Source organism: Nocardia sp. NPDC003999 (assembly GCF_053604885.1).
Genome location: NZ_JBSGIB010000013.1, coordinates 145,925 through 170,453 on the forward strand (window position 1 = coordinate 145,925; position 24,529 = coordinate 170,453).

Annotated in this window: 23 protein-coding genes; 14 read left to right on the top strand and 9 right to left on the bottom strand. The window is 67.9% G+C overall.

Annotated elements, in window-relative coordinates:
- The first annotated feature begins 43 nt into the window (after positions 1–43).
- From glfT1 to ACWESM_RS24360, 4 genes are all read left to right on the top strand, one after another.
- On the top strand, positions 44–1,060 hold the full coding sequence (gene glfT1, locus ACWESM_RS24345; RefSeq protein WP_355073062.1) for a galactofuranosyltransferase GlfT1: 1,017 nt from the start codon (positions 44–46) through the stop codon (positions 1,058–1,060).
- A 273-nt stretch (positions 1,061–1,333) separates the two neighbouring features.
- Positions 1,334–2,380 carry a ribosome small subunit-dependent GTPase A gene (gene rsgA / locus ACWESM_RS24350; RefSeq protein WP_452493775.1) on the top strand — a complete coding sequence of 349 codons (1,047 nt, stop codon included), beginning with the start codon at positions 1,334–1,336 and terminating at the stop codon, positions 2,378–2,380.
- 56 nt (positions 2,381–2,436) lie between these two features.
- Positions 2,437–3,153 carry a hypothetical protein gene (locus ACWESM_RS24355; protein ID WP_364432969.1) on the top strand — a complete coding sequence of 239 codons (717 nt, stop codon included), beginning with the start codon at positions 2,437–2,439 and terminating at the stop codon, positions 3,151–3,153.
- Positions 3,154–3,296: 143 nt separating this feature from the next.
- Positions 3,297–4,148 carry an SDR family oxidoreductase gene (locus ACWESM_RS24360; RefSeq protein ID WP_364432966.1) on the top strand — a complete coding sequence of 284 codons (852 nt, stop codon included), beginning with the start codon at positions 3,297–3,299 and terminating at the stop codon, positions 4,146–4,148.
- 101 nt (positions 4,149–4,249) lie between these two features.
- On the opposite strand, the gene ACWESM_RS24365 is transcribed toward ACWESM_RS24360, so the two are convergent.
- Together ACWESM_RS24365 and ACWESM_RS24370 are read right to left on the bottom strand one after the other, a co-directional pair.
- A complete protein-coding gene (locus tag ACWESM_RS24365) occupies positions 4,250–6,160 on the bottom strand; it encodes a glycosyltransferase (RefSeq protein ID WP_364432963.1) in 1,911 nt (636 codons plus the stop codon).
- 134 nt (positions 6,161–6,294) lie between these two features.
- Positions 6,295–6,831, bottom strand: a complete 537-nt coding sequence (locus ACWESM_RS24370) for a GtrA family protein (RefSeq protein WP_355073072.1) — start codon at positions 6,829–6,831, stop codon at positions 6,295–6,297.
- A gap of 147 nt (positions 6,832–6,978) precedes the next feature.
- On the opposite strand from ACWESM_RS24370, the gene ACWESM_RS24375 reads away from it, so the two are divergent.
- Together ACWESM_RS24375 and ACWESM_RS24380 are read left to right on the top strand one after the other, a co-directional pair.
- Positions 6,979–7,953: a glycosyltransferase gene (locus ACWESM_RS24375; protein WP_364432959.1), complete on the top strand. Its 975-nt coding sequence runs from the start codon at positions 6,979–6,981 to the stop codon at positions 7,951–7,953.
- A complete protein-coding gene (locus ACWESM_RS24380; protein WP_356963358.1) occupies positions 7,950–9,542 on the top strand; it encodes a DUF2142 domain-containing protein in 1,593 nt (530 codons plus the stop codon). The genes ACWESM_RS24375 and ACWESM_RS24380 overlap by 4 nt, the downstream gene beginning before the upstream one ends.
- A gap of 36 nt (positions 9,543–9,578) precedes the next feature.
- Here ACWESM_RS24380 and rfbB read toward each other — a convergent pair whose 3' ends face one another.
- A complete protein-coding gene (rfbB, locus tag ACWESM_RS24385) occupies positions 9,579–10,595 on the bottom strand; it encodes a dTDP-glucose 4,6-dehydratase (RefSeq protein ID WP_397278650.1) in 1,017 nt (338 codons plus the stop codon).
- A 307-nt stretch (positions 10,596–10,902) separates the two neighbouring features.
- Here rfbB and ACWESM_RS24390 point away from each other — a divergent pair, with 307 nt between their 5' ends.
- Positions 10,903–11,610: a hypothetical protein gene (locus ACWESM_RS24390; RefSeq protein ID WP_355073080.1), complete on the top strand. Its 708-nt coding sequence runs from the start codon at positions 10,903–10,905 to the stop codon at positions 11,608–11,610.
- Positions 11,611–11,884: 274 nt separating this feature from the next.
- Here the strand turns inward: ACWESM_RS24390 and ACWESM_RS24395 are convergent, their stop codons facing one another.
- A complete protein-coding gene (locus ACWESM_RS24395; RefSeq protein ID WP_355073082.1) occupies positions 11,885–12,874 on the bottom strand; it encodes an alpha/beta hydrolase in 990 nt (329 codons plus the stop codon).
- 225 nt (positions 12,875–13,099) lie between these two features.
- On the opposite strand from ACWESM_RS24395, the gene rfbA reads away from it, so the two are divergent.
- Together rfbA and ACWESM_RS24405 are read left to right on the top strand one after the other, a co-directional pair.
- Positions 13,100–13,972: a glucose-1-phosphate thymidylyltransferase RfbA gene (rfbA, locus tag ACWESM_RS24400; protein WP_355073084.1), complete on the top strand. Its 873-nt coding sequence runs from the start codon at positions 13,100–13,102 to the stop codon at positions 13,970–13,972.
- A gap of 2 nt (positions 13,973–13,974) precedes the next feature.
- Positions 13,975–14,523, top strand: coding sequence for a dTDP-4-dehydrorhamnose 3,5-epimerase family protein (locus tag ACWESM_RS24405; protein WP_364433006.1), 549 nt, complete (start codon positions 13,975–13,977; stop codon positions 14,521–14,523).
- Positions 14,524–14,695: 172 nt separating this feature from the next.
- On the opposite strand, the gene ACWESM_RS24410 is transcribed toward ACWESM_RS24405, so the two are convergent.
- Positions 14,696–16,162, bottom strand: a complete 1,467-nt coding sequence (locus tag ACWESM_RS24410) for an MFS transporter (protein WP_355073086.1) — start codon at positions 16,160–16,162, stop codon at positions 14,696–14,698.
- Positions 16,163–16,247: 85 nt separating this feature from the next.
- Here ACWESM_RS24410 and ACWESM_RS24415 point away from each other — a divergent pair, with 85 nt between their 5' ends.
- Positions 16,248–16,676, top strand: a complete 429-nt coding sequence (locus ACWESM_RS24415) for a MarR family winged helix-turn-helix transcriptional regulator (protein WP_452493779.1) — start codon at positions 16,248–16,250, stop codon at positions 16,674–16,676.
- A gap of 24 nt (positions 16,677–16,700) precedes the next feature.
- Here ACWESM_RS24415 and ACWESM_RS24420 read toward each other — a convergent pair whose 3' ends face one another.
- Both ACWESM_RS24420 and ACWESM_RS24425 read right to left on the bottom strand, forming a co-directional pair.
- Positions 16,701–17,576, bottom strand: a complete 876-nt coding sequence (locus ACWESM_RS24420; RefSeq protein WP_364432948.1) for a helix-turn-helix domain-containing protein — start codon at positions 17,574–17,576, stop codon at positions 16,701–16,703.
- 203 nt (positions 17,577–17,779) lie between these two features.
- Positions 17,780–18,343, bottom strand: a complete 564-nt coding sequence (locus ACWESM_RS24425) for a DUF4282 domain-containing protein (RefSeq protein ID WP_364432945.1) — start codon at positions 18,341–18,343, stop codon at positions 17,780–17,782.
- A gap of 324 nt (positions 18,344–18,667) precedes the next feature.
- On the opposite strand from ACWESM_RS24425, the gene ACWESM_RS24430 reads away from it, so the two are divergent.
- From ACWESM_RS24430 to ACWESM_RS24440, 3 genes are all read left to right on the top strand, one after another.
- Complete coding sequence (locus ACWESM_RS24430; RefSeq protein WP_355073094.1) at positions 18,668–19,186, top strand: hypothetical protein; 519 nt, start codon at positions 18,668–18,670, stop codon at positions 19,184–19,186.
- 189 nt (positions 19,187–19,375) lie between these two features.
- Entirely contained in the window at positions 19,376–21,562 is a 2,187-nt protein-coding gene (locus tag ACWESM_RS24435) for a molybdopterin-dependent oxidoreductase (protein WP_452493781.1), read from the top strand.
- Positions 21,563–21,794: 232 nt separating this feature from the next.
- Entirely contained in the window at positions 21,795–22,427 is a 633-nt protein-coding gene (locus ACWESM_RS24440; RefSeq protein WP_364432936.1) for a pyridoxamine 5'-phosphate oxidase family protein, read from the top strand.
- Positions 22,428–22,497: 70 nt separating this feature from the next.
- Here the strand turns inward: ACWESM_RS24440 and ACWESM_RS24445 are convergent, their stop codons facing one another.
- Complete coding sequence (locus tag ACWESM_RS24445) at positions 22,498–22,938, bottom strand: MarR family winged helix-turn-helix transcriptional regulator (protein ID WP_355073100.1); 441 nt, start codon at positions 22,936–22,938, stop codon at positions 22,498–22,500.
- A 223-nt stretch (positions 22,939–23,161) separates the two neighbouring features.
- On the opposite strand from ACWESM_RS24445, the gene ACWESM_RS24450 reads away from it, so the two are divergent.
- Positions 23,162–23,377, top strand: a complete 216-nt coding sequence (locus tag ACWESM_RS24450) for a hypothetical protein (RefSeq protein WP_355073102.1) — start codon at positions 23,162–23,164, stop codon at positions 23,375–23,377.
- Between the two features lie 101 nt (positions 23,378–23,478).
- Here ACWESM_RS24450 and ACWESM_RS24455 read toward each other — a convergent pair whose 3' ends face one another.
- Entirely contained in the window at positions 23,479–24,414 is a 936-nt protein-coding gene (locus ACWESM_RS24455) for an AraC family transcriptional regulator (protein ID WP_355073104.1), read from the bottom strand.
- Positions 24,415–24,529 lie beyond the last annotated feature (115 nt).

The window sequence follows — 24,529 nt, forward strand, 5'->3', positions numbered from 1 at the left end:
GCGTGACCACGGAGGGCCCCGCACATGCCGGGAAGGCCACAGCATGAGTGAGCCGACCGGGCAGGACACCCCGATCGACGAAGGGGCGCAGGCCCGGATCGGCTCCGCACCGGAGGATGCCGTCGAGCTCGCCGATCCCGCCGCGGAATCCGCGGCGCCGGACCCGGATTCGCAGCCGCGCATCGTTGCCGTCGTCGTCACGCACAAGCGCCGCGAACTGCTCGCCGAGTCACTGAAGGTCGTCACCTCGCAGTCCCGGCCGGTGGACCACCTGATCGTGGTGGACAACGGCAACGAGACCGAAGTCGCCGATCTGGTGCGCGACCAGCCGGTGGAATCCACCTACCTGGGCTCGGCGCACAACCTCGGCGGCGCGGGCGGGTTCGCGCTCGGCATGCTGCACGCGTTGAGCATCGGCGCGGACTGGGTGTGGCTCGCCGACGACGACGGCAGGCCCGAAGGCCCCGACGTGCTGTCCACCCTGCTGGACTGCGCGAACCGGCACGGTCTGGTCGAGGTTTCGCCCGTGGTCTGCGATATCGACGAACCCGACCGTCTCGCCTTCCCGCTGCGCCGCGGCGTGGTCTGGCGCAGGCTGCGCTCGGAACTCGGCGACGACGACTTCCTGCCCGGCATCGCCTCGCTGTTCAACGGCGCGCTGATCTCCGCGCGGGCGGTCGACGTGATCGGCGTGCCGGACCTGCGCCTGTTCGTGCGCGGTGACGAGGTGGAGGTGCATCGCAGGCTGGTGCGCTCCGGGCTGCCGTTCGGCACCTGCCTGCAGACGGCATATCTGCATCCCAACGGTGCGGCGGAGTTCAAGCCGATTCTCGGCGGCCGGATGCACACGCAATATCCCGACGATCCGGTGAAGCGCTACTTCACCTACCGCAACCGCGGCTACTTGATGTCGCAGCCGGGTATGCGGAAATTGCTGCCCCAGGAGTGGGTTCGCTTCTCCTGGTTCTTCCTCGTCACCCGCCGCGACCCGGCCGGCCTGCGCGAATGGTTCCACCTACGCTCACTCGGCCGCCACGAGCAGTTCGGCAAGCCCGACTGAGCTCGGAAGGTCGCCCGCGCGGCGCCTCGGATCAGTCCGATGCGTGGCGCTTCCGACCCGAATCGGTAATTCGGTTGTGCGGAGCCGGAGTCGAGTGCAAGAGTGGGCAGAACTGCGAGAGAGGCAAGGAGGTGTGGACCGTGACGAGGAACGTTCGGGTTGTCGTGTTCAGGCGAGCTGACGTCGGTCATGCCGCCACACGAAACTCCACCTCATTCTCCGCTCGCTGAACCCTTCGTCGGGTTCGGCGCCCGACGAAGGACTCCTTCCATCATGGTCGTCCACGACCTTCTCGTCCCTTACGGCTGGACCGAAGCCGTTGCCGCGCAGTACGCCTCGATGATCGAGGAAGACTGTGTGCCCGCGCGAGTGATCCGCATGGATCGCAGCGAATGCGATGTGGCCACGCCCGACGGGCTCGCCCGCGCTCGTTGCCCGCGCCCGGATTCCGAGGTCAGTGGGCTGTGCACCGGCGACTGGGTGGCCGTCGACGCCACCTCGGCGGTGCGCCGGTTGCTGCCGCGCCGATCGGCGATCATGCGATCGTCGGTCTCCGGCCGGTCCCAGGGCCAGGTGCTCGCCGCCAACGTCGACACCGTGCTGATCTGTGCCGCCGCCGACGGCGACGTGGATCTCGGCCGCATCGAACGCCTGCTCGCGCTGGCCTGGGAGAGCAATGCCCAGCCGATCGTGCTGCTCACCAAGGCCGACGCGGCCGACGACCTCCCGCTCGCCCAGGTACGCGCCGTCGCGCCGGGCGCTGCCGTGCTCGAGGTGAGCGCGAACACCGGCCTCGGGCTCGACGTGCTCACGGCGCTGCTCGACGGCACCGTCGCGCTGCTCGGACCCTCCGGTGCTGGGAAGTCGACTCTCGCCAACGCGCTGCTCGGCGCGGAGGTCTTCGCCACCACCGCGGTTCGCGACACCGACAAGAAAGGCAGGCACACCACGGTGCACCGGGAGCTGCGCCCGCTGCCCGGCGGCGGCACCCTGATCGATACGCCGGGGCTGCGCGGCGTCGGGCTGTGGGACGCCGCCGAAGGCATCGAGAAGACCTTCAGCGACATCGAAACCCTTGCCGCCCAGTGTCGTTTCGGCGATTGCGCGCACCACGGCGAACCCGGGTGCGCGGTGCGGGAGGCGATCGACAACGGCGAACTCACCCAGCGCAGGCTCGACAGCTACGACAAGCTGGCCCGGGAGAACGAGTGGATGCGGGCGCGCACCGACAAACGGCTGCAAGCCGAACGCGAGCGAGCCTGGCGGGACATCAGCAAGCAGCACCGCAAGATGTTCCGGGAGCGGAACTCGCGACGCTGATCGAGCGGGGGCACGGTAGGGTGCCCTTCGCATCGTTCGCTATCTGGGAGGGATAGATGAGTCAGCCCGGCGGGTACCCGCCACCCGGTCAGCAGCCCGGCCAATGGCCCGGACAGCCGACATTCGGTCAGCAGCCGCCAGTCGGCCAGTACCCGCCTCAGCAGGCGCCCGCGCAGTACGCGCCGCCCGCGGGGCAGCATCCGAGCCAACCGCATCTCGCCCAACCTCAGGTGGGCCAGTCGCCATACGGGCAGCCCGCGCCCCAATTCGCCCAGCCCGCACCGCAGTACGGGCAGCCGCAGCCCTACGGCCAGCCGCAACCGTACGGTCAACCGCAACCGTACGGTCAACCGCAGCAGTTCGGCCCGCAGGGCTACGGCAGGCCCGCCGATCCGCCGGGCATCACCATCGATGCCTCGTACTCGCTCTGGACGTTCATGCTCGGGCTGACCAAGCCGAAGATCCTGGTCAACGGACAGCGGGTGCCCAACACCCGTTGGGGCGCGAACCACATCCCGGTCGGCCCGGGCCAGTACCACGTCCGGGTCACCACCCCGTGGTTGTTCGACATGGGTTCGGCCAACGTGACCGTGCCGATCGCCGAGGGACAGGCCGCGCGGTTCTACTACAAGCCGCCGGTTGTGATCTTCCTCAACGGCGCGATCGGACCGGTTCCGCAGAAAGCGCCGGGCCTGCTGTTCCTGTACATCGTCTGGGCCCTGGTCGGCCTGATGTTCTTGCTGAACATCGTGCTCATCGCCGCCACGGCCTGAACCGGAAGAGGGCACCGGCACGCCGGTGCCCTCTCTTCGCACCACCTATGCAACTGGTTGCATAACGAGCGGGTTTACGCTTAGTCTGCAAGCGCGTACAGCCGCGGGCTGATGCCTGCGGCGGAAACGAAGGAGCAGGTCAGATGACGGAACCGGGATCCAAGCCGCTAGCGGGCCGGACGATGATCATGTCCGGCGGCAGTCGCGGCATCGGGCTGGAGATCGCCAAGCGGGCCGCGGCCGACGGCGCCAACATCACCCTGATCGCGAAGACCGATCAGCCGCATCCCAAGCTGCCGGGCACCATCCACACCGCCGCCGCGGAACTCGAGGCGGAGGGTGGGCAGGTACTGCCGTTCGTCGGCGACGTTCGCGTCGACGAGTCGGTGGCCGAGGCGGTGCGCCAGACGGTCGAGCGGTTCGGCGGCATCGACATCGTGGTGAACAACGCCTCCGCGATCGACTTGTCCCCCACGGACGCACTGCCGATGAAGAAATACGACTTGATGCAGGACATCAACTGCCGAGGCAGCTTCCTGCTGTCCAAGCTGAGCATCCCGCATCTGCGCGAATCGGCGAAGGCCGGGCGCAACCCGCACATCCTGACGCTGTCCCCGCCGCTGAACCTGGACCCCAAGTGGGCGGGCATGGCGCTGGGCTACACGATCGCCAAGTACGGCATGTCGCTGACCACGTTGGGGCTGGCCGAGGAACTCAAAGGCGACGGCATCGGCGTCAATTCACTGTGGCCGCGCAGCACGATCGCCACCGCGGCGGTGAAGAACCTGCTCGGCGGCGAGGAGATGGTCTCCACCTCGCGCACCCCCGACATCTACGCCGACGCCGCCTACCTGGTGCTCACCTCACCCGGCAAGGAAACCAGCGGCAACTTCTTCATCGACGATGATGTCCTGGCCGCCCACGGCATCACCGACCTGGACAAGTATCGCGTCACCCCGGGCGACGGCGAACTCACCACCGACCTCTTCCTGTAGGCCTCTCCGCGTCTTCAGGCCGGATTCAGCTGCCGCGGCAGCAGCGTTCGCGGCTACATCGGGGACGGGCTGGTCAGCCCGTCCCCGATGTACCAACGAACTCAGCGGTCGCGCTGACCTTCGATCCCGTACAACCGCTCCCAATTCTCGCGGCTGGTCAATTCCGGCATGGCCGCGCGGTACTGCGCCTGGACCGTGGGCAGCTCACGGCGCAGGCGACGCAGCACACGCACCATCCGACGCAGCAGCCGCAGCGCGCGGGCCTTGTCGCGCCGACGCACCCGGACGCCGGACTGCGAGGCGTCGGTGACCACCACGTGGTCGAACAGCGAGACATGCCACCAGTAGGCGTCTTCCCTGGTGACGCCGATGATGCCGTGCTGGGTGCGGCCCAGCCACTGATTGATCGCGCGCTTGATCAGCACCAGCTTCGCGCGGCTGGGTTCCCCACCGGCACGGCGCAACTGGATGTCCGCGGAAGGGACCGGCGGCGTCGAGGCCGGATGCTTGATCGTCTCGGCGTAGTCGGCCCGGCTGCTCCGCGCGGCGGCCAGCGCCTCGATACCGCCGTCCCGCAATACCTTCGGGCCCTTCAAGAAGTCCTCGATGCCCTGCAGGGTGGTGTGCACCAAGCCGTACTGCATCGCGACCAGCTGCTCGGACATCTCCCGGAACAGCCGGCCCGAGATGTCCTTACCGTCCAGCTCGGTGTGCAGCGAGCCGACGATCAGCGAGTTGCGGGTGCTGAAGTAGCGCGCCCAGTCGTCGTAGTCCTTCCAGTAGAAGTCCGCGTGCCAGACCGCGGCGTTGGGGAGCGTGACGGTGACGAAACCGTGCTCGCGCGCCCGGATGCCGTACTCCACGTCGTCCCACTGGAAGAAGATCGGGATCGGCAGGCCGATCTTCGCGACCACCTCGGCCGGGATGAGGCAGGTCCACCAGGCGTTGTAGCCCGCGTCCACGCGGCGCTCCTGGTTCTTCTTCAACATGCTGGTGTTGCGCAGCGCCTTGGGCACCTTCTGGCCGTGCCGCAGCCGGTTCAGATGCACTTCCTCGGCGCCGACGTTGAGGTAGTCGGGGTTGAGCAGGAACAGCATCTGCGCGCCGACCAGGGTCGGTTCGACCGTCAGGTTGGCGAACGCGTTCAGGCGCAGCACCGTCTCCGGTTCGCACAGGATGTCGTCGTCCATCAGGATGACGTCGGCGTGCTCGTTGACCGCGGACACCTCATACAGCCCCCGGGTGAAGCCGCCCGCGCCGCCCAGGTTGGGCTGACGCAGGTAGCGCAGCTTCTCACCGAGGACCGGTGCGACCTCCTGGTAACGCGGCCGGTTCTCGACCAGATCGGTGCCCTGGTCGACGACGTACACCGCGTCGATCGCGGCGAGCACGGTCGGGTCGGAGGACAGCGCCGCGACCGTCTCGGCGCAGTCCTCGGCACGGTTGAAGGTGCAGATCGCGATGGCGACCGGACGGACGCGTTCCGGCGCGACGGCGGTCCAGCTCAACTCCGCGATGCCGAGCGCGCCGCCGATGGCGTCGAACTCCAGCCACAGCGCGCCGCCGTCGACGTACTGGTCCAGCGGGGCGGTCAGGGTGACCGAACCGCTCGCGTCGACCCGCTGGGTGTCGATGATCCTGCGGTGACCGGCGATGTCGGAGGCCACCAGACGGATGTTCGCCTTGGCGGCGACGTCGAGCACCATGCTGACCCGCACATCGGTGACCGTGGTCCAGCGCTGCCAGTAGCTCGCGGCGAACCGGCCGAAATAGGTGTTGGTGTGCGCGGTCGCGCCCTTGTCCAAACGCAGGGTCTGGCGTTCTCGGTGCGCGCCACCTTTCACGACGGCGTACAGCTCGTCGCTCACCTTCGCCGACGGACCGGCGAAGATACCGCGCTGGAGCACGAGCCGGTCCGGCGCCCGATGGTCGGCGCGCAGCGCGGCAGGCGCCTCAGCGGCCGTCGAGCGATCGTTTGTTTCGGTAACGGCCTCGATAGCCGACTGATCCATGAAATCCTCGAAATTCTCATTGTGCCGGACGGGACAGACACGCCCCTCGATGCCTTCACGGCGGGGGTGAGGATATCAACCGCCCTGTGCGGATGCCCGCCGTACGGCCACGCCGACGTGTGCTCGAAGCATTGCTAAACGTTCGCCGATTCGTTGTCGGTGGCGCTGCCGGTACCCGCTCGCGCTCCGGTGAAGACGAACTTGTCATAGGCCCAGTACCGGAACACCACGGCCACGATCTGCCCGATCAACGTACCGGAGATGTTGTCCGACAGCGGGCTGGACAGGTCGAGCACGTAGCGGGAGAAGCCGAGACAGCCCAGTTGCAGGCCGATCGCGACGACGTTGAACACCGCGTACAACAGGTATTCGCGACCGGGATTGTCAGTCCGCTTGTGCGCGAAGGTCCACCACTTGTTGCCGAAATAGGTCACCACCGTGGCCACCGCGATCGCGATGATCTTTGCCGGCAGTGGGTAGTGATAGAGCACGCCCTCGCCACCCCAGAAGACCAGGAGGTTGTACGTGCCCGCGTCCACCAGGAACCCGATCGCGCCGACCACCAGGAAAGCCCCGCCTCGGCGCAGCGCGGTGAGCACCTTGCGAACGATCGCTTCGGTCTCCTGCGTCACTGGCTCGTCCGCGGGCGCGGTGGACTCACTGGATGGCACGGCCCGACGGTACCGCAGGAGCGCCGAAGCGCCCGCGCGGGGAAATTCCGCCTCCGCACACGGTGAGGTCGGCCACGCGCAAACTGTGAGTTCCCTGTACCCTCCCCGTGTTCCCACATTCACCACCGATCGCGAGGATTGACCCGGGTGGACTCCACCGAGCTCCGTATTGCCGCCGTGGTTCCGTGTCACAACGAAGAGGCCTCGATCGCCAAGGTCGTGGCCGATCTGCAGGCCGCCGTGCCGGGAATCGTCGTCTACGTCTACGACAATCTGAGCACGGACAAAACCGCCGAGCGCGCACGCGAGGCCGGAGCGATCGTGCGCCACGAGCACACCAAGGGCAAGGGCAACGTGGTGCGCCGCGCCTTCGCCGACATCGAGGCGGACGTGTACTTGATGGTCGACGGCGACGACACCTATGAGGCGTCCGCCGCGCCGCTGATGATCAAGACGTTGCTCGACGGCCCCTACGACCATGTGCTCGGCGTGCGCAAGCAGGACGAGGGCGCCTCGGCCTACCGCGCGGGCCACGAGACCGGTAACAAGGTGCTCAACGGCGTGGTCGGGAAGGTGTTCGGCGAGAACGTCGAGGACATGCTCTCCGGTTTCCGAGTGTTCTCCCGCCGGTTCGTGAAGAGCTTTCCGGCGGTGTCTCGTGAGTTCGAGATCGAGACCGAGCTCACGGTGCATTCCCTGCACCTGCGGGTGCCGCGGACGGCGGTGCCGGTCGGCTTCCGTGATCGTCCGGCGGGCAGCGAGAGCAAGCTGCGCACCTATCACGACGGATTCAAGATCCTCGCCCTGATCATCGGGCTGGCCCGGCACGAGCGGCCGGTCGCGTTCTACGGCCTGTTCGGCACGCTGAGCTGGTTGGTCTCGATCGTCCTGACCATTCCGATCGTCGTCGAGTTCTACAACACCCACACGGTGCCGCGGTTCCCGACGCTGTTCCTCGCCTTCACGCTGCTGCTGCTCGGCAGCCTCGCCTGGACCGCGGGACTGATCCTCGACGGCATCCGGCGCTCCCGCCACGAGGCCGCGCGCCTGGTCTACCTGCGCTACACCGCGGTGGGCGCGGAGGACCCGCGCAGCGCGAGCGACGGCGGAGCCGGGCGTTGACGACCTCGGCGGATCGGGCCGCGACGCCGGAGGAGAATCTGGGCGAGCGTTCGGACACCGCGCCGCTACCCGCCACCGACACCGCCCCGCTACCGGCTGTGGACGCCGAGGCGGCGACCACCGGCACGGACCGGTCGGCGAAAGGTCTCGCGGAGCGAGTGGTGACGCGCCTGGGCGCGGCGACGATCGCATTCACCCTGCTGGCGACGATCTTCGGTGCGCTGTTCACCGTTCTCACCCCGCCGTTCTGGGGTCATGACGAGATCACTCAGTTCGGTCGCGCCTACCAGGTCGCGCACGGCGGGTTCCTGCCGCAGCGGATCCACGACGATCGCGGCATCGCCTACGGCGGCGACGTCCCGTCCAGCATCACCGAGCTGATGGGCTACGCGCTGCGGGACTACTCCACCAACCCGGACGAGCCGGATCCCATGGTGGCCGACCCGGCCCGCTACGACCAACTGACCGGCGCCGCGGTCTCGGACGCCACCGAACCGGTGTGGTTCACCAATACCGCGGCTTACTCGCCGATCCCCTATATTCCGGCCGCTATCGGCATCCGCCTCGGCGAACTCTTCGGGCTGAACGTGGGTGGCCTGCTCCTGCTCACCCGGTTCGCCGGACTGGTGGCCTATCTCGCTGTGGTCGGGTTCGGCCTGTACGCCTTGCGTGCGCACCGGGTGCAGTGGCTGGCGTTCACCGTCGCCGTGCTGCCGATCGCGGTGTTCCAGGCGGGCACGGTGACCGCCGACACCATGACCAACGCGCTGGCCATCTTGGTCTCCGCGCTGCTGGTGAAGGCCATGTTCCTCGGCATGCGACTGGGCCGGGTGGAGATCGGCGCGCTGCTGGCCGCGACGATCCTGCTGCCGGTGAGCAAGCCCACCTATGTGTTGCTCGCGCTGCTGGTCGCCCTGGTTCCCGCCGACCGATTCGGATTCAGCGGGTGGCGGCGCGGGATTCCGTGGGTGTTCGCCGCGGCGGGCGCGCTAGCGTTCGCGGTGTGGATGAAGATCGCGGCGCCGACCGGCGACGGCATGGGCCTGATGCGGCCGCCGCACCAGTGGCACTCGGTGCGTCCCGGCGACCAGCTCAGCGGCATCCTGCGCGATCCACCGGAGTTCGTGCACGTGTTCGGCGAGAGCATCGCCCTGCGCGACCAGCGCTGGTTCAGCCAGTTCTTCGGTGAACTCGGCTTCGCCTACGTCGACGTGCCCGCCATCGCCATGCTGGCCTGCCTGCTCGCGTTCGCGGTGAGCATCGGCATCGCGGAACGGATGACCGTCCCGGCCTTCCGCCGCACCCTGATCGTCGCGCTCACCATGGCCGCGAGCGTCGCGATGATCTACGTGACGCTGTACATGTCGTTCACGCCGGTCGGCTACTACATCATCGACGGCGTGCAGGGCCGCTATTTCGTGCCGCTGGCGATCGTGACGCTCGCGGTGCTGCTGCGCTGGATGCCGCTGCGGCTCACGGACTCCGCGGGGAAGACCCCGACGGTGGGCCCGGCCGTCACCGTGCTGGTGGCGACGAGCGTGGCGCTGATCGCGGCGGCGGCGAAGTACTACACCATCGTCTGGGGCTGAGCGGCGCGACGTCTCGGGTATCTCCCGGGGCGCCTTTCAGTCGCCCGCCGCGCTGAGAGTCCGCTCGCCCGCGGCGAGGTAGGCGTGCTCGGTGGCGGCCTTGTACGGGCGCCACCAGTTCTCGTTGTCCCGGTACCACTGAATCGTCGCGGCCAGTCCGGCGCGGAAGTCCGCGTAACGGGGGCGCCAATCGAGTTCGGAACGCAGCAACGTCGCGTCGATCGCGTAGCGCTGGTCGTGGCCGGGCCGGTCGGTCACGTGGTCGAAATCGTCGGGGTCGCGGCCGAACTCCGCGAGGATCATCTGCACCACGGACTTGTTGTCGAGTTCGCCGTCGGCGCCGATCAGGTAGGTCTGCCCGATCCGGCCCCGGCGCAGGATCTCCCACACGGCGCGATTGTGGTCGTCGACATGGATCCAGTCGCGTACCTGGTGTCCCGCCCCGTAGAGCCGGGGACGGAGCCCATCGATCAGATTGGTGATCTGGCGCGGGATGAATTTCTCCACGTGCTGGTAGGGCCCGTAATTGTTACTGCAGTTGGAGATCGTGGCGCGTACGCCGAACGAGCGGGTCCACGCGCGCACCAGCAGATCGCTCGAGGCCTTGGTGGCCGAGTACGGGCTGGACGGGTTGTAGGGGGTGGTCTCGGTGAAGGCCGGATCGTCCGGGGCGAGGTCGCCGTAGACCTCGTCGGTCGACACGTGGTGGTAGCGCACGTCGTGCCTGCGCACGGCCTGCAGGAGGGAATAGGTGCCGACGATATTGGTCTGCACGAACGGCCACGGCTCGGCGAGGGAGTTGTCGTTGTGCGACTCCGCGGCGAAGTGCACCACCGCGTCCACGCCGCTGACCAGTTCGTCGACCAGGTCGAGATCGGCGATGTCGCCGTGCACGAACTCGATGCGATCGGCCACCGGGTCGAGCGAGGCTCGGTTCCCGGCATAGGTCAGGGCGTCGAGGACGGTGACGGCCGTATCCGGGTGGGCGGACACGGTCTGCTGGACGAAGTTCGCGCCGATGAATCCGGCGCCACCGGTGACGAGCAATCGCACCCCATGACTGTACGTGGGGGCCCGCCGCACCGGCGACGGACTCGAAACCCCGTGCGGCCAAACCGAACTCCCAGGTTTTCGATCTGTGACATTCGTCTCATTGACTTCCCATCGATTGGAACCCTCAGATTGATATTGCACGGAAAAGCCCGGTCAGCGCCCCTATTTCCGCGACCCCACCAAGCCATGGGTCTCGATGGTGAACAAAATTTGAATAAACAGTCACAAGGGGTTCACCACGCGTTAGCTGGTCTAGATTTTGCTCGTCTAGTCCCCTCCGAACGCTTCAATCGAGGTTCCAAACAAAATGCTGATGAGGAAATTCGCCGCGACGTCGGCACTGCTGATCGCCGCCCTCGGCGTCACCGCCGGCACCGTGAACGCGGCTCCGGCCGCCGAGGCCGATGACGCGGTGAACTTCACCGCTCACGCGACCGACACCCAGTCCATCATCACGACCGATGCCGGTTCCATGGTCGTCGAGGATGGCGTTTTCAAGGTCAAGGCGGCCAACGGCAACGTGCTGACCGGCATGCCGATGACCTTCCGGGTGGATGACTTCGAGTTCCCGATCGCTGCCGAGATCGCGGACCACACCGCCACCCTGACCCCGCAGTTCGACATGGCGCACGCGACCTACAAGCCCGTCGCCCTGCCGTTCGAGGACAAGGCGCCCTGGAAGTCCGAGTACGACCGTGAGCAGGCCGCCTTCAACCGCATGAAGGACACCATCTCGACCGGCGCGACCATCGGCACCCTGGTCGGCGGCATCGGCGGCGGCGCCGTCGGCTGCGTGCTCGGCGGCATCGCCGGCGCGACCGTCGCCTCGGCGGCCATCGTCGGCCTGTTCGGCGCGTTCATCCCGGCCGCGGCCATCGGCTGCCTCGGCGGCATCATCGCCGTCGGCGCGCTGGGCACCCTCGCGGGCCAGCTGCTGATCACCGCCCCGGTCGCCATCGGTGCTGCGATCCAGTACTTCACCACCATCAACCAGCCGTTCGTCGCCCCGAAGTAATCCGCGACCGTACGGACAACTGAAAAACGAATCGAAGCCCCCTCCGCGCTGTCCACGCGGATGGGGCTTCATTCATCGCCGCCGCGAACGAAAGTTAACTAATCCTGAACAAAAAGTGAAGCGCCAAGATTGCGACGTCGTGACCTCGGCTATCAAGGACAGATAACTTCGATTCGGAAATAATTTCGCCCGGAGCAGCGCACCACCCCCGCACAGACGCGAGCCCCGTCCCGTCTGATGCGGGGCGGGGCTCGCCTGGGCAGGGCCCGACCGGTTACGCCGTCCGAGCCCGCTGGTCCCCTTCGATCCTGGCCCGCACGAACCGCGCGACCCGCGCCAGCGCCGCCCTGCTCTCCGGCAGATTCGGCGCGATGCTCATGAAGGCGTGGACCTGGCCGCGCCACAACTCCAAGGCGTTCGGCACGCCCGCCGCGGTGAGCCGCTGCGCCATCAGTTCGGAATCGAAGCGCAGCACCTCGTCCTCGGCCGCGACCAGCAGCACGGGCGGAAGCGCGGACAGCACCGCGTTGACCGGCGACAGGCTCGGATCCAGCGTCCCGTCGACCTCCGCGCCGATGCGCACCACCGCTTCCAGCGCCGACAGCGGGATATACGGATCGCGCGCGACGTTCACGTAGTCCCGCTTCGCCGCGTAGTCCAGGTCGAGCAGCGCGCTCAAGCCGACCAACCCGGCCGGTGCGGGCAGCCCCGACTCCAGTGCCAGCAGGGCGGTCGCGAAGGTGAGGTATCCACCCGCCGAATCACCCGCGAAGATGATCCGCCCTGGATCCGCGCCATGGCGCAGCAGCCAGCGATAGGCCGCGAGGCAGTCCCCCACCGAATCGCTGATCCGCGTCCGGGGCAACTGGCGGTACTCGACGTTGATCACGGGCAGGCCGGTGCGCCGGGCCAGGCTCGCCGCGACCGGGCGATGACTACGGGTACTGCAGATCGCGAAGCCACCGCCGTGCATGTACAGCACCGCGCCGTGGCGCAACGCACGCGACGCACCGGCCGGGCGGATGATCTCCAGGCGGATGCCGTGCAGCGACACCTGCTCTCGATCGATCCCCTGCGGTCGAGGACGCAGCCGCGCCAGCCCGTCGACGGTGGCCGCGCCGACCGGGATGGTCGTCCTCGTCACCGGGAAGGTTCGCAGCACCGGGCGGACCACGCCCATGCAAGTGGCCAGCAGCAGACGCGATTGCGCGCTGGGGCCGTTCGGATTCATCACCGCACCGGGCTCGCCGTCTCTGGTCGACATCGCGCACCTACCTCACAACTGGCGCGCCGAATCACGACCGGACCGTGCCCAGGCGAGCTGTCGGCGCTGACATCTCACACAGTGTCTTTTCAGAACACCATGCGCATCGTGACCTACGCAACAGAATCGCTCGAAGCCCGCCGCCGCGGAACGCCCGTAACCGAATCGAGGACTACTCGGAACCTCACCGAATCCCGGAGCCGCGAAACTGGCAGACTCCAAGGCATGCGCGGAATCATTCTGGCGGGCGGCACCGGCTCCCGGTTGCACCCGATCACGCGCGGGGTGAGCAAGCAGCTGGTCCCGGTCTACGACAAACCCATGGTCTACTACCCCCTTTCCACGCTGATGCTCGCGGGGATCAGGGACATCTTGGTGATCACCACGCCCGAGGACGCGGCGGCGTTCCGGCGGCTGCTGGGCGACGGCACGCAGTTCGGGCTGTCCCTGAGCTACGTGGTCCAGCCGGAGCCGGACGGCCTGGCCAGGGCCTTCGTCCTCGGCGCCGACCACATCGGCGGCGATTGCGCCGCACTGGTGCTCGGCGACAACATCTTTCACGGCCCCGGCCTCGGCACCAGCCTCAATCGCTTCCACGGAATCGACGGCGGCGCGGTGTTCGCCTACTGGGTGTCCGACCCGACCGCCTACGGCGTGGTGGAGTTCACCGAGGGACGCGCGGTGTCCATCGAGGAGAAGCCCAAGACGCCGCGGTCGAACTACGCCATTCCAGGGCTGTACTTCTACGACAACGACGTGGTGGAGATCGCCCGGTCGCTGCGTCCGTCCGCCCGTGGCGAGTACGAGATCACCGACATCAATCGCGCCTACCTGGAACAGGATCGTCTGAGCGTGGACGTGCTCGCCCGCGGTACCGCCTGGCTGGACACGGGTACCTTCGATTCCCTGCTCGACGCCGCCAATTACGTACGCACCATCGAGGAACGGCAGGGCCTCAAGATCGGCGTCCCCGAGGAGGTGGCCTGGCGGATGGGCTTCATCGATGACGAGCGGTTGTGCGCGCTGGCCGAGCCGCTGGTCCGCTCCGGCTACGGCCGCTACCTGCTCGATCTGCTCGAACGCGGACGGGACTGGTGAGCATGGAGTTCCGGGAACTCGCGGTGCCGGGCGCGTGGGTGATCACGCCGCGCCAGCACGGCGACAGTCGCGGCATGTTCCTCGAGGGGTTCAAAGCCTCGGAGTTCGAGAAGGTGACCGGGCGGCCGTTCGACCTGCGACAGGTCAACTGCTCGGTGTCGGCCGCGGGGGTGCTGCGCGGGATCCACTACACCGAGGACCCGCCCGGACAGGCCAAGTACGTGACCTGCGTGCGCGGCGCCTTCCTCGACGTGGTCGTCGACCTGCGCCCCGGCTCGCCGACCTATGGCCGCTGGGACAGCGTGCTGCTCGACGACGTCGACCGGCGCTCGGTGTTCCTGTCCGAAGGGCTCGGCCACGCGATCCTCTCGCTGGAGGACGGCTCGACGGTCACGTATCTGTGCTCCCTGGAGTATCAGCCGGAGTTCGACCACGATATCGACGCGTTCGATCCCGCGCTCGGCATCGAGTGGCCGCGGGTGGGGCGCGACGGCCGGGAACTCACTTTCGTCCGCTCCGCGAAAGACACCGCGGCCCCGCCGTTCTCATGAGCGGCATGAGGAATATCGCCCGCGCCGAGCCGAGCGTGGTGAGACGCGCAGCAGACGCGGTCCGCGCCGAGCCGAGCGGCGCGAAGGCAGTCCGGAAGTCCGGGCTCAGCGAGGCCGCATAGCGCCGAGCGCCGCCACCCGATACGGGTGACAGCGCTCGGCGGCACGGCAGTCAGGCGACGAGTTCCAGTTCCTTCACCTCGTCCGCCGCCTGCTCCCGGCCGCGGAATCGCGGCACGAAGGCCAGCAGGGCGACCAGCGCGCCGACGATGGACACGCCCGCGGCGAACTCCAGACCGGGACGGTAGGTGTCGAGCATCCCGGCGGCCGAGATGTCGGCGTGTGCGCCGGAGGCGATGATCGCCGTGGTCACCGCGAGCACGATGGCCGCGCCGACCTGCATGGACGTCTGCAGCACGCCTGCGGCGAGACCCTGCTCCTCGTCATCGATGCCGTTGGTGGCCTGGATGTTGATGGCGGGGAAACCGACCCACCCGATGCCGATGAGCAGCACCGCGGGCAGCAGCATGGTCAGGTAGGAGGGTGCGGTGTCCAACCGCAGGAACAGCAGGTAACCGACGGCCATCACGGTCATGGTCACCGCGATCACCGGCCCGGTGCCGAAACGATCGACGAGTCGGTCGGAGAAGAAGGCCGACAGCACGACCAGCAGACCGACCGGCAGCAGCGCCATGGCCAGCTTCAGCGGAGACCAACCGAGAGTGTCCTGCATGTACAGGGTCACGATGAACTGCCAGCTGAAGTAGGAGCCCGCCACCGCCACGATCGCGAGACTGGCCCGGACCAGCGAGGACTTGCGCAGGATCCCGAGGCGCACCAGCGGGTAGCGCACCCGCTTCTCCACCGCGACGAATCCGGCGAACAGCGCGGCGACCGCGACGAACGAACCGATGGTGCGCGCGGACGCCCACCCGGCTTCCGGCGCGGCGACCACGGTGTAGACCAGCAGCAGCATGGCGGCGGTGGACAGCAGCGCCCCGAACAGGTCGTGTCCGCCTTCCTCGGCCGGCTTGTCCTTGGGCACCAGCACGTAGGCCGCGGCCAGCGCGGCGAGCGCGATCGGCACCGGGAGCAGGAACGTCCAGCGCCAGCCGACGCCCGTCATCAGACCGCCGAACAGCAGGCCCATGGAGTAGCCGCCCGCGCCGAACACCGTGTAGATGGACAGCGCCTTGTTGCGGGCGGGGCCCTCGGCGAAGTTGGTGGTGATGATCGAAAGGCCGGTCGGTGCGGTGAACGCGGCGGCGAGGCCCTTGACGAAGCGGGTGAGGATCAGCAGCGGACCGGAGCTGACCAGACCGCCTGCCAGCGAGGCGACCGCGAAGACGGCGAGCGCGATCAGGAAGACCTTGCGCCGCCCGAGCAGGTCGGCGGTGCGGCCGCCGAGCAGCAGCAGACCGCCGTACCCGAGGACGTAACCGCTGACCAGCCATTGCAGGGTCGAGGTGGACAGATCGAGTTCCGTGCCGATGGACGGCAGCGCGACGCCGATCATCGAGACGTCGAGACCGTCGAGGAACAACACGATGCACAGCGTGATCAGCATGCCCCAGAGCCGGGCTGACCATCTGGTCGGATCGGTCGCCTGAGCGGCCGAGAGCGTTGCTGGTGAAGTCATGCGGGGAACATTACATGCGCACGCATTAAATGCCAACACATTTAATGCGGTTGCATGGACATGCCGTGCCCACTAAGATGGGGCCATGTCGAAGCCGACCACCGTGAGCACAGCCCGGCGCGCTCCCGCGCCGGCCGGGCTGGTTGGAGAGTGGCGCGAGCTGCTCGACCGGCACGCGGCGGTGAGTTGTGCGCTCGAGAAAGCGCTCCAGAACGGTCATAACATCGGGCTCAGCGAATTCGAGACGCTGGACCGGCTGATCGACGCGAACTGTGGCGACTACCGGATGAGCGACCTCGCCAACGACATCTACCTCAGCCAGAGCGCGCTGTCGCGGGCCGTGGCACGGCTGGAGCGCGACGGCCTCGTTCAGCGCACCATGTGTGCGGAAGACCGCCGCGCCGTGTTCGTCTGCCTCACCGAGAAGGGCCGCGAGGTCTACGACCGGGCCCTGCCCACCCACCGGGCGGTATTGAGCGACACCTGGCAATTGCCGGGGCCGCCGAAGTGCTGATCAGCGCGGCCTGAAGCGTTTTACTCAGAGCGCTTTCCGTGCGTCCTCGATGCGCTCACGCGCGTCGATCGTCGCCGCCTCGATGCTCGCGAACGCCGCTCGGAAGCGCGCGATCTCGTGCTCCTTGTCCACGTAGACGGGTCCGGTGAACGTCTCCAGGTAGACCACCGGCGGTTCCGGCCGCTCGCCGGAACCCGCCTCGGCGAACTCCAACAGCACGAAACGACCCGACGCCATGCCGTCGTGATAGCCGCAATCCGCGGGCACCAGCCGGATCCGGACGTTCGGCAGCTGCGCCATGCGGAGCAGATGGTCGAGTTGCTCGGCGGTCACCGCCGGGCCGCCGATGCGCCGTCGCAGCACCGCCTCATCGATCAGCGCGTCCAGCCGCAGCGGCGCGTCGGCCCGGGTGACCAGGGTCTGCCGGGCCTGGCGCAAGCGCACCCGGCGGTCGATCTCGTACGCGGCCAACTCCGGGTGCGCCGCCGTGCACAGCGCGCGAGTGTAGCCCTCGGTTTGCAGCAGGCCGGGTAGGAGTTCGTTCTCGTAGGTGGACAGCCTGGTGGCCGCCTCTTCCAGCCCGATATAGACGTCGAAGCCCTCCGCGATCACGTCGCCGTAGGTGGTCCACCAGCCCTTGGCCTTCGTGTCGCGCGCCAACGCGCGCAGCGGTTCGAGCAGGTCGGGCGGCGCGCCGTAGACCTTGCACATCGCCTCGACATCGAGTCCGCGCAGCGAGGTCTGCCCGGTCTCGATCCGCCAGATCTTCGCCTCCGACCACTCCAACTGCTGCGCGGCCACCCGCGTGGTCATCCCGGCCCGGTTGCGCAGATCACGCAAATGCCTGCCGAGCTGCCGCCGCGGCATGGTCGATCCGGTCGTTCCCTGCGGTAAAGCCATGCTTCCCCCCTGTTCGCCCTGCACCGCGCGCACCGTGAACCATCCTCGGTCTGCGACGCGGCACGCCCTCGGACACCCGAGGTGGATGCCGGGTATCCGAACAGCATTGTTCACAGTGAAGCTCGCAGCGGTCACGGCGCGTGTCCCAGCCAGGCCGGTGGCCCCTGCGAGTCAAACTACTTCCGCATGACGCGATTTCGTCCCTACCTGCGCGGGTTTCGCTTGCGGAAGCGCCAGAATTGCACCGCCCGAACGTCTTCGGACAGCTGGTTGACCGGCTCGGCCACGTCCGACAACGCCTGGAACAGGTCGTCGGCCAACTCGCTGATGTGCTCCACCCTGGTCGCCAGACGCGAGGCGTTCACCAGGAACTCGAGCATCAGGCGCACGGCGGCGGCGATGGTCAGGCCGAGCGGCACGCCCAGCACCGCGGCGAGCACGCCGAGCACCGCGGACACCCGCCACGCCGATACCGTCAACGTGATGGGCACGGCGAAGGCGAACACCAGTCCCAGGATGTAGGCCAGCGGCAAGAGAGTGCCGGTGGCCGGGCGGTGGAACTGCACGTCGAGCAGGGCGCGCGCGGCCGCGGCGCTCCACTGCGCGAACGCGCGCGGGCTGCGGAACGGCTCGGCGGGCTGCTCTTCGCCGGGAGCGGACCTGGAGAACCGCTCGGCCGCCGACTCTTTCCACGTGATCCAGCGCGATTCGGCCTCGTACTCGTCGGCGTCCGCGGGCGCGCCGGGTCCGTTGGCTTCGTCACTCATGCCGGGTCCTCCTTCGAGCCTGACGCTCATGCCGAGAATCCTCCCTGTCCGAGGCGGGGGGATCCAGCCGGAAACACACGCCCCCGGTATGTTTTCGCACCCGCAACACCCATCACGCCCACCCCACAGCGATCTCACAGCTCCGGCGCAGCGAGTGGCCAGGTCCACGGCCGAAAGTAGCTGCGTGGCAAGCATGGCGAGCCACCTCGGGATGCCCGGCGATACCCGGACGAACCTTCCGGAAATGAGACGTAGGCGACACTCTGGAAATTCTTTCGGAGAACCCGTAACGCCCACGGCGTCCCCCGCCGATACGACCCATGAATGCAGGACCCAGAGATCTACCGGGGAATGGAGAAGACAGTGCGCACCACGTTTCCGACTTCCGTCACGGCGGCCGAGCTGACCGCCGCTGCGCAGGACTACAACCAGCGCGGGTGGACGGTCGCCGAAACGGCCAACGGTCTGAGCCTGATCACCGACGACGACCTGTCCGGCATCGAGGTCACCGGCGAGCTGGCCGGCGAGGTCCGCCGCTTCCTGCGGGCGAACAACCTGTCGGGTGCGGTTATCGAGATCCCGGGCACGGAGCGTCGCGAGATTCACCTGGTCACGGGCGTCCGCAAGGCGGCGATGGCGCTCGAGGCGCTGCGCGAGGCCGGAGCGACCGTGTACACCGACGGCGCGGGCATCCCGCTGCCGCCCACCCACCTCTCGGCCGGTTCGGCTTGCTGGGGCGTCGCGCCCGGCGAGGCCCGCTGGGTTCCGCCGGTCGTCGCGATCGCCGCGGCCGTGCGCGCCGCCACCACGTCGCGCCGCGCCAAGCTGACCATCGCCTGCTGAGCAACGCACCCCTGAGCGAGTTCACCTGCTGATCGCGGGCCGGGCCCGCGCTACCCGGCCTGTTTGCGACCGGTATCCGTCCCGGCGCTCCGGATCCCCACCCCGGAGCGCTGCCGGGTACCGGTCGTTCGGCGTCGCCGATATCAAGCGTTCTCTTTTCAGTTCCACTGTCGAACGCGAAGATGGGGTATGGCCCCGATCACGCAATCGCGCAATCTGCTGCGGACCTGCCCGCTCTGTGAGGCGGTCTGCGGCCTGGAAATCACCCTGGATCCCGACGACCACGTGACCTCGGTCCGCGGCGACCGCAGTGATCCCTTCAGCAAAGGCTTCATCTGCCCGAAGGGAGCCAGCTTCGGTCATCTCGACGAGGACCCGGACCGGGTGACCGACCCGCTGATTCGTGACCGCGCTACCGGTGCCTGGCGCACCGTGACCTGGGACGAAGCCTTCGATTACATCGCCGAGCGGTTCCCCGCCGTCGTGGCCGAGCACGGAACCCAGTCGGCAGCGGCCTACTTGGGCAATCCCAACGCGCACACCGTGGCGGGCACGCTGTACGTACCGGCGTTGCTACGCGCGCTGGGCACCAAGAACATCTACTCCGCCAGCACCGCCGATCAAATGCCCAAGCAGGTGGCCAGTGGGCTGATGTTCGGCGATCCGCTCACCGTGCCGGTGCCCGACCTCGACCGCACCGAGTACCTGCTGATGCTGGGGGCCAATCCGCTGGAATCGAACGGTTCGCTGTGCACCGCACCGGATTTCCCGGGCAGGCTGAAGGCGCTGCGTGGCAGAGGCGGCCGTTTCGTGGTGGTCGATCCGCGGGTCACCCGCACCGCGAAACTCGCCGACGAGCACCTGTTCATCCGGCCGGGCAGCGATGCGTACCTGCTGTTCGGCATCGTGCACACGCTCTTCGCCGAGCGATTGACCGATCTGCGCGTCGAGGTGACCGGCCTGGACGAATTGCGCACGGCCGCCGCCACGTTCGACCCGGAGACGGTCGCGGCCCGCACCGGCGTACCGGCGTCCACGGTCGTGCGGCTCGCCCGTGAGCTCGCGGCGGCGCCGACCGCCGCGGTGTACGCCCGTATCGGCACGTGCACCGCCGAATTCGGCACCATCACGCAGTGGCTCGTCGACGCGATCAACGCGCTCACCGGCAACCTCGACTCCCCCGGCGGCGCGATGTTCGCCACCGCCGCGGCCGGCGGCATCCCCCGCACCAAGCCGTTCCGCGCCGGGCGCTGGACCAGTCGAGTCCGCCGGCTGCCCGAGGCGATGGGCGAGCTGCCCGTCGCGACGCTCGCCGACGAGATCACCACGCCGGGCGAAGGGCAGATCCGTGCCCTGGTGACGGTCGCGGGCAATCCGGTGCTGTCCGCGCCGAGCGGCGCGCGTCTGGACGAGGCCTTCGCCCAGCTCGAGTTCATGGTGAGCGTGGACCGGTACGTGAACGAGACCACCAGGCACGCGGATGTGATCTTGCCTCCCCCGCGTCCGACGCAATCCCCGCACTACGACTTCGCGCTGCTGCAATTCGCCGTGCGCAACTACACGCGCTACTCGCGCCCGCTGGTGCCGCTGGGTGACCGGCCTTCCGAACCCGCCGTCCTGGCTCGCCTCGCCGCCGCGCTGACCGGCAGGCCGCACGACGGCTCCGACGGGATCGATCCGCTCACCGCCGTGGACGAACTCGTCATCGCGGGGATGCTGCACAAGGCCGGTTTCCCCGAACGGCGCGGCGACCTGATCGGCGAGAACAGCACCGAGCAGCGCATCGACCTGATGCTGCGCCTCGGGCCGTACGGCGAATGGAACGGCGGCACACTCAATCTGCGAGTGCTCTTGGACAACCCGCACGGTATCGACCTGGGTCCGTTGCAGCCGCGCCTGCCGGGCGCGCTGCGTACGGCGAGCGGGCGGGTGGACCTGGCCCCGCAGCCGCTGCTGGACGACGTGGCACGGATGCGGGCGCGCCTGGCCGACGCCGCGCCGGAGATCGTGCTGATCGGACGGCGGCAGCTGCGGTCGAACAACAGCTGGATGCACAACATCTCGACGCTGGTGAGCGGATCGAATCGGTGCACGTTGCATATCAATCCGGCCGATGTGGAGCGACTGGGGCTGGGGGACGAGGCGGTGGTGAAATCGGCCGCCGGAACGCTGACGGTCCCGCTGGAGCCGACCGAGGCCATCATGCCCGGGGTGGTCAGCCTGCCGCACGGGTGGGGCCACGCCGACAGCGCGCAGACCGTGGCCCGCACGCACGCGGGCGTCAATGCCAATGTGCTCACCGATGATTCGGTGGTCGACGCGCCCTCCGGCAACGCCGTGTTCAACGGCGTTCCGGTGACACTGACTCCGGCCTGACATCTCTCCAACCGATCCCGCAAATCCCGACCGGCCGGATATTATTCCGGCCGGTCGGCTTTTAGCTAACCGTCGGAAATACTTGCGCCGCAGCCGAATCAGGGGCATTCTCGACGGGGATTTCGACGTTTTGCCGCGTGGATCTCATCTAAAATGGACGCGATCTCGAGACGACCGCGGTTCAACGTCGAGCCTGGTGTAACCCGCATTCCGGCGACCGGAGGGGGCTGCGATGCCCGGTGGACACAGTGGCAGCGACGGAGAGCGTGAGCTGCAAGAACGGTACGGAACAGCAGATCGAGCACAGCGCTTCTACGATGATCAGGTGCTCGACCGGCTCAATCCGACGATGATAGATTTCATCGGCCGGATGGATATGGCGTTCATCGCCACAGCCGACGAACACGGCGAATGCGACTCGAGTTTCCGCGCCGGACTGCCCGGTTTCCTCCATGTGATAGACGACCGCACGATCGCCTATCCGGAATACCGCGGCAACGGCGTCATGGCGAGTCTCGGCAATATCCTGGAGAATCCGCACGTCGGGATTCTGCTCATCGATTTCGTGCGCGACCTCATCGGACTGCACATCAACGGCTCGGCCCGCATCGTCTCCGACCCGGCACTTCGCACCACCGTGCCCGACCTGCCCGTCAACCACAAAGGCCGCGCCGCGGAGCAGTGGGTGGTGGTCGATGTGCAAGAGGCATACATCCACTGCCGCAAGCACATCCCACACCTGATCCCCGCCCCGCGCGAACAACGCGAGTGGGGCACCGACAACATTCGCGCCAAAGGCGGCGACTACTTCGGGGCGAAGGCGGAGAAACGCGAGCTGGCCGACACGACGATCAGCGGCTCCTGAAGGGCGTGGCGCGGCGGATCACCGGCTGCGGCGAGGTTTGCCGGGCGCCGCCAGCGGTGGACCAGGCCCGTCAACCCCGCTGATGGTGCGCGAGCAGGCGGGTGAGCAGGCGGGTCAGATCGTTTCTGTCCTCGGCCGATAGCGGTCCGAGCAGGTCGTCTTGCACCTTCTCGAGCGCTTGATCCATGCGCCGCAGTTGCCCCTTGCCCGCCTCGGTGAGGGTCACGATATTGCGCCTTCGGTCGTCCGGGTCCGGCGTCCGCTCGACGAAACCCTGGCCGGCCAGTTCGTTGATCGCCGCCACCACGTCGCTGCGGTCCATGTTGCACCGGCGCCCGAGCTCGGCCTGGCTCGCCGCCCCGAACTCGTCCAGCGCGGCCAGAATGCGGTAGTGGTACCCACGCGCACCCACCTCGCCGAAGCTGTCGGACGCCAACCGGTGGGCGTGCACGGCCAACTGGGTGACCAGCCAACTCGGCTTCGCGGCCAGGCGCGCGGGTGTCTCCTCCACAACAGCCACCATACATCGTTGGCACTGCCAATCAATCAGCCTGCCCGCGAGCGGCACATCATCGAGACCTCTCTCGGGCAATGCCACAGCCGTGTGCCTGGCCGACAGCGAGGTCTAATTGCTTGGTGCTCAACATACTTCGTAACGTCGGGGTAATTGCTGCCGATCAGTCGGTTGTGCGGCACTACGAGCCGCCATCCACAACCACGGAAGAGGCCACCTGATGAAGAAGCTTGTCGTCGTCACCGCCGTGATCGCAGGACTCGTCGTTCCGGTGGGCTCGGCCGCCGCGGAACCTGTCGCCGCACCTGTCTCCACACCCGTCGCCACGATCTCGGCCGTGACCCCGGTGGGTTCCTGGTCGGAGGATCTGTTCTGCGCCGTCATCAAATTCCTGAAGGGCGGCTGGGCAGGCCGTCCCACCGACTGCTCGTTCTGACCGGCTGAGCGCGATTCCTCGACTCGAACCTCTCTCGACTGATCAATTCGGGGCGAGGCTTGGGCCACCGCTCCGCGGATCCGAGAAGCGCCCGGACGCCGTCAACGAGGTCGTACGTCCTGCGGGGTGACCCCGAATCGTGCCTTGAACGCGGAGCCGAAGGCGCTGAGGGAGCGGAAGCCGCTGGCGTAGGCGATTTCGGCGACCGTGCGGTCGGAGGAAGATTCGCGCAGGCGGCGGTGGGCGCGGTCGAGCCGCGCGCCGCGGATCAGCTCGCTCGGTGTCGTGCCGGTGTGATGCAAGGCCAGTTGGACCTGGCGCAGTGACCAACCGAGGCTTCGTGCGATCTCGATCGGAGTCAGATCGGGATCGTCGGCGTGCCGGAGCACGTGGTCACGAACCGCGGTGTCCACCGTGGCCAGCACGGTCGGCATCGCGGCGCGGCGGCGCAGGCAGAGGCGGAGCAGATCGATGATCGTGTCGCAAGCGGCGGCGAACTCGGGACCGTCGACAGTCGCACGCTGCTCTCCGAGTTCGCTGATCAGGCCTGAGACGACCGCGCCCAAGCCCTCGCGCAGGTCGATCAGCGCAGGTCCCGCGCCGACTTCGAGCGGCAGAGCGCCCGCGGGGACGTTCATCACCCACCCGCGCGCAGCGAGGGGCTGGCCGAAGTCGACGGGACGCGTCTTGGTGACGACCGCGCCGTACCCCGGCAACACCTGGGCGGTGGCGTCGTCCTGTCGGAGCCGCACTTCTCCGTCGGTCGCGATCATCACCCTCAGACCCTCATCGCCGTCACGCCGGATATCCGCACGGGATCTGGAATAGACGATGCTGTCCGACCAGAAGTCGATCAGCTGATAGCCCGCGTATCGCTGCACGGCCATCGCTCCTCGGAACGACGACGGACTGGCGAAACGGCACTGCAAGGTGCCCTGATTACGACCGACGTGCTCGGCCCAGAGGTCGGCCGACTCCCGGGGCAGGACCGCGCCGGTATCGACCCGCCCCACGAAATACGGCTCGGCGACCGACACCAGCAACCTCCCAGACCGACGTGCGCGTTTCCGTCAGACCCGTGCACGGATCAGGTCGAGCGCGCAGCGGTCCACGCTTAACGTGAGTCCCGATCGTACAGATCACAGACCAGGA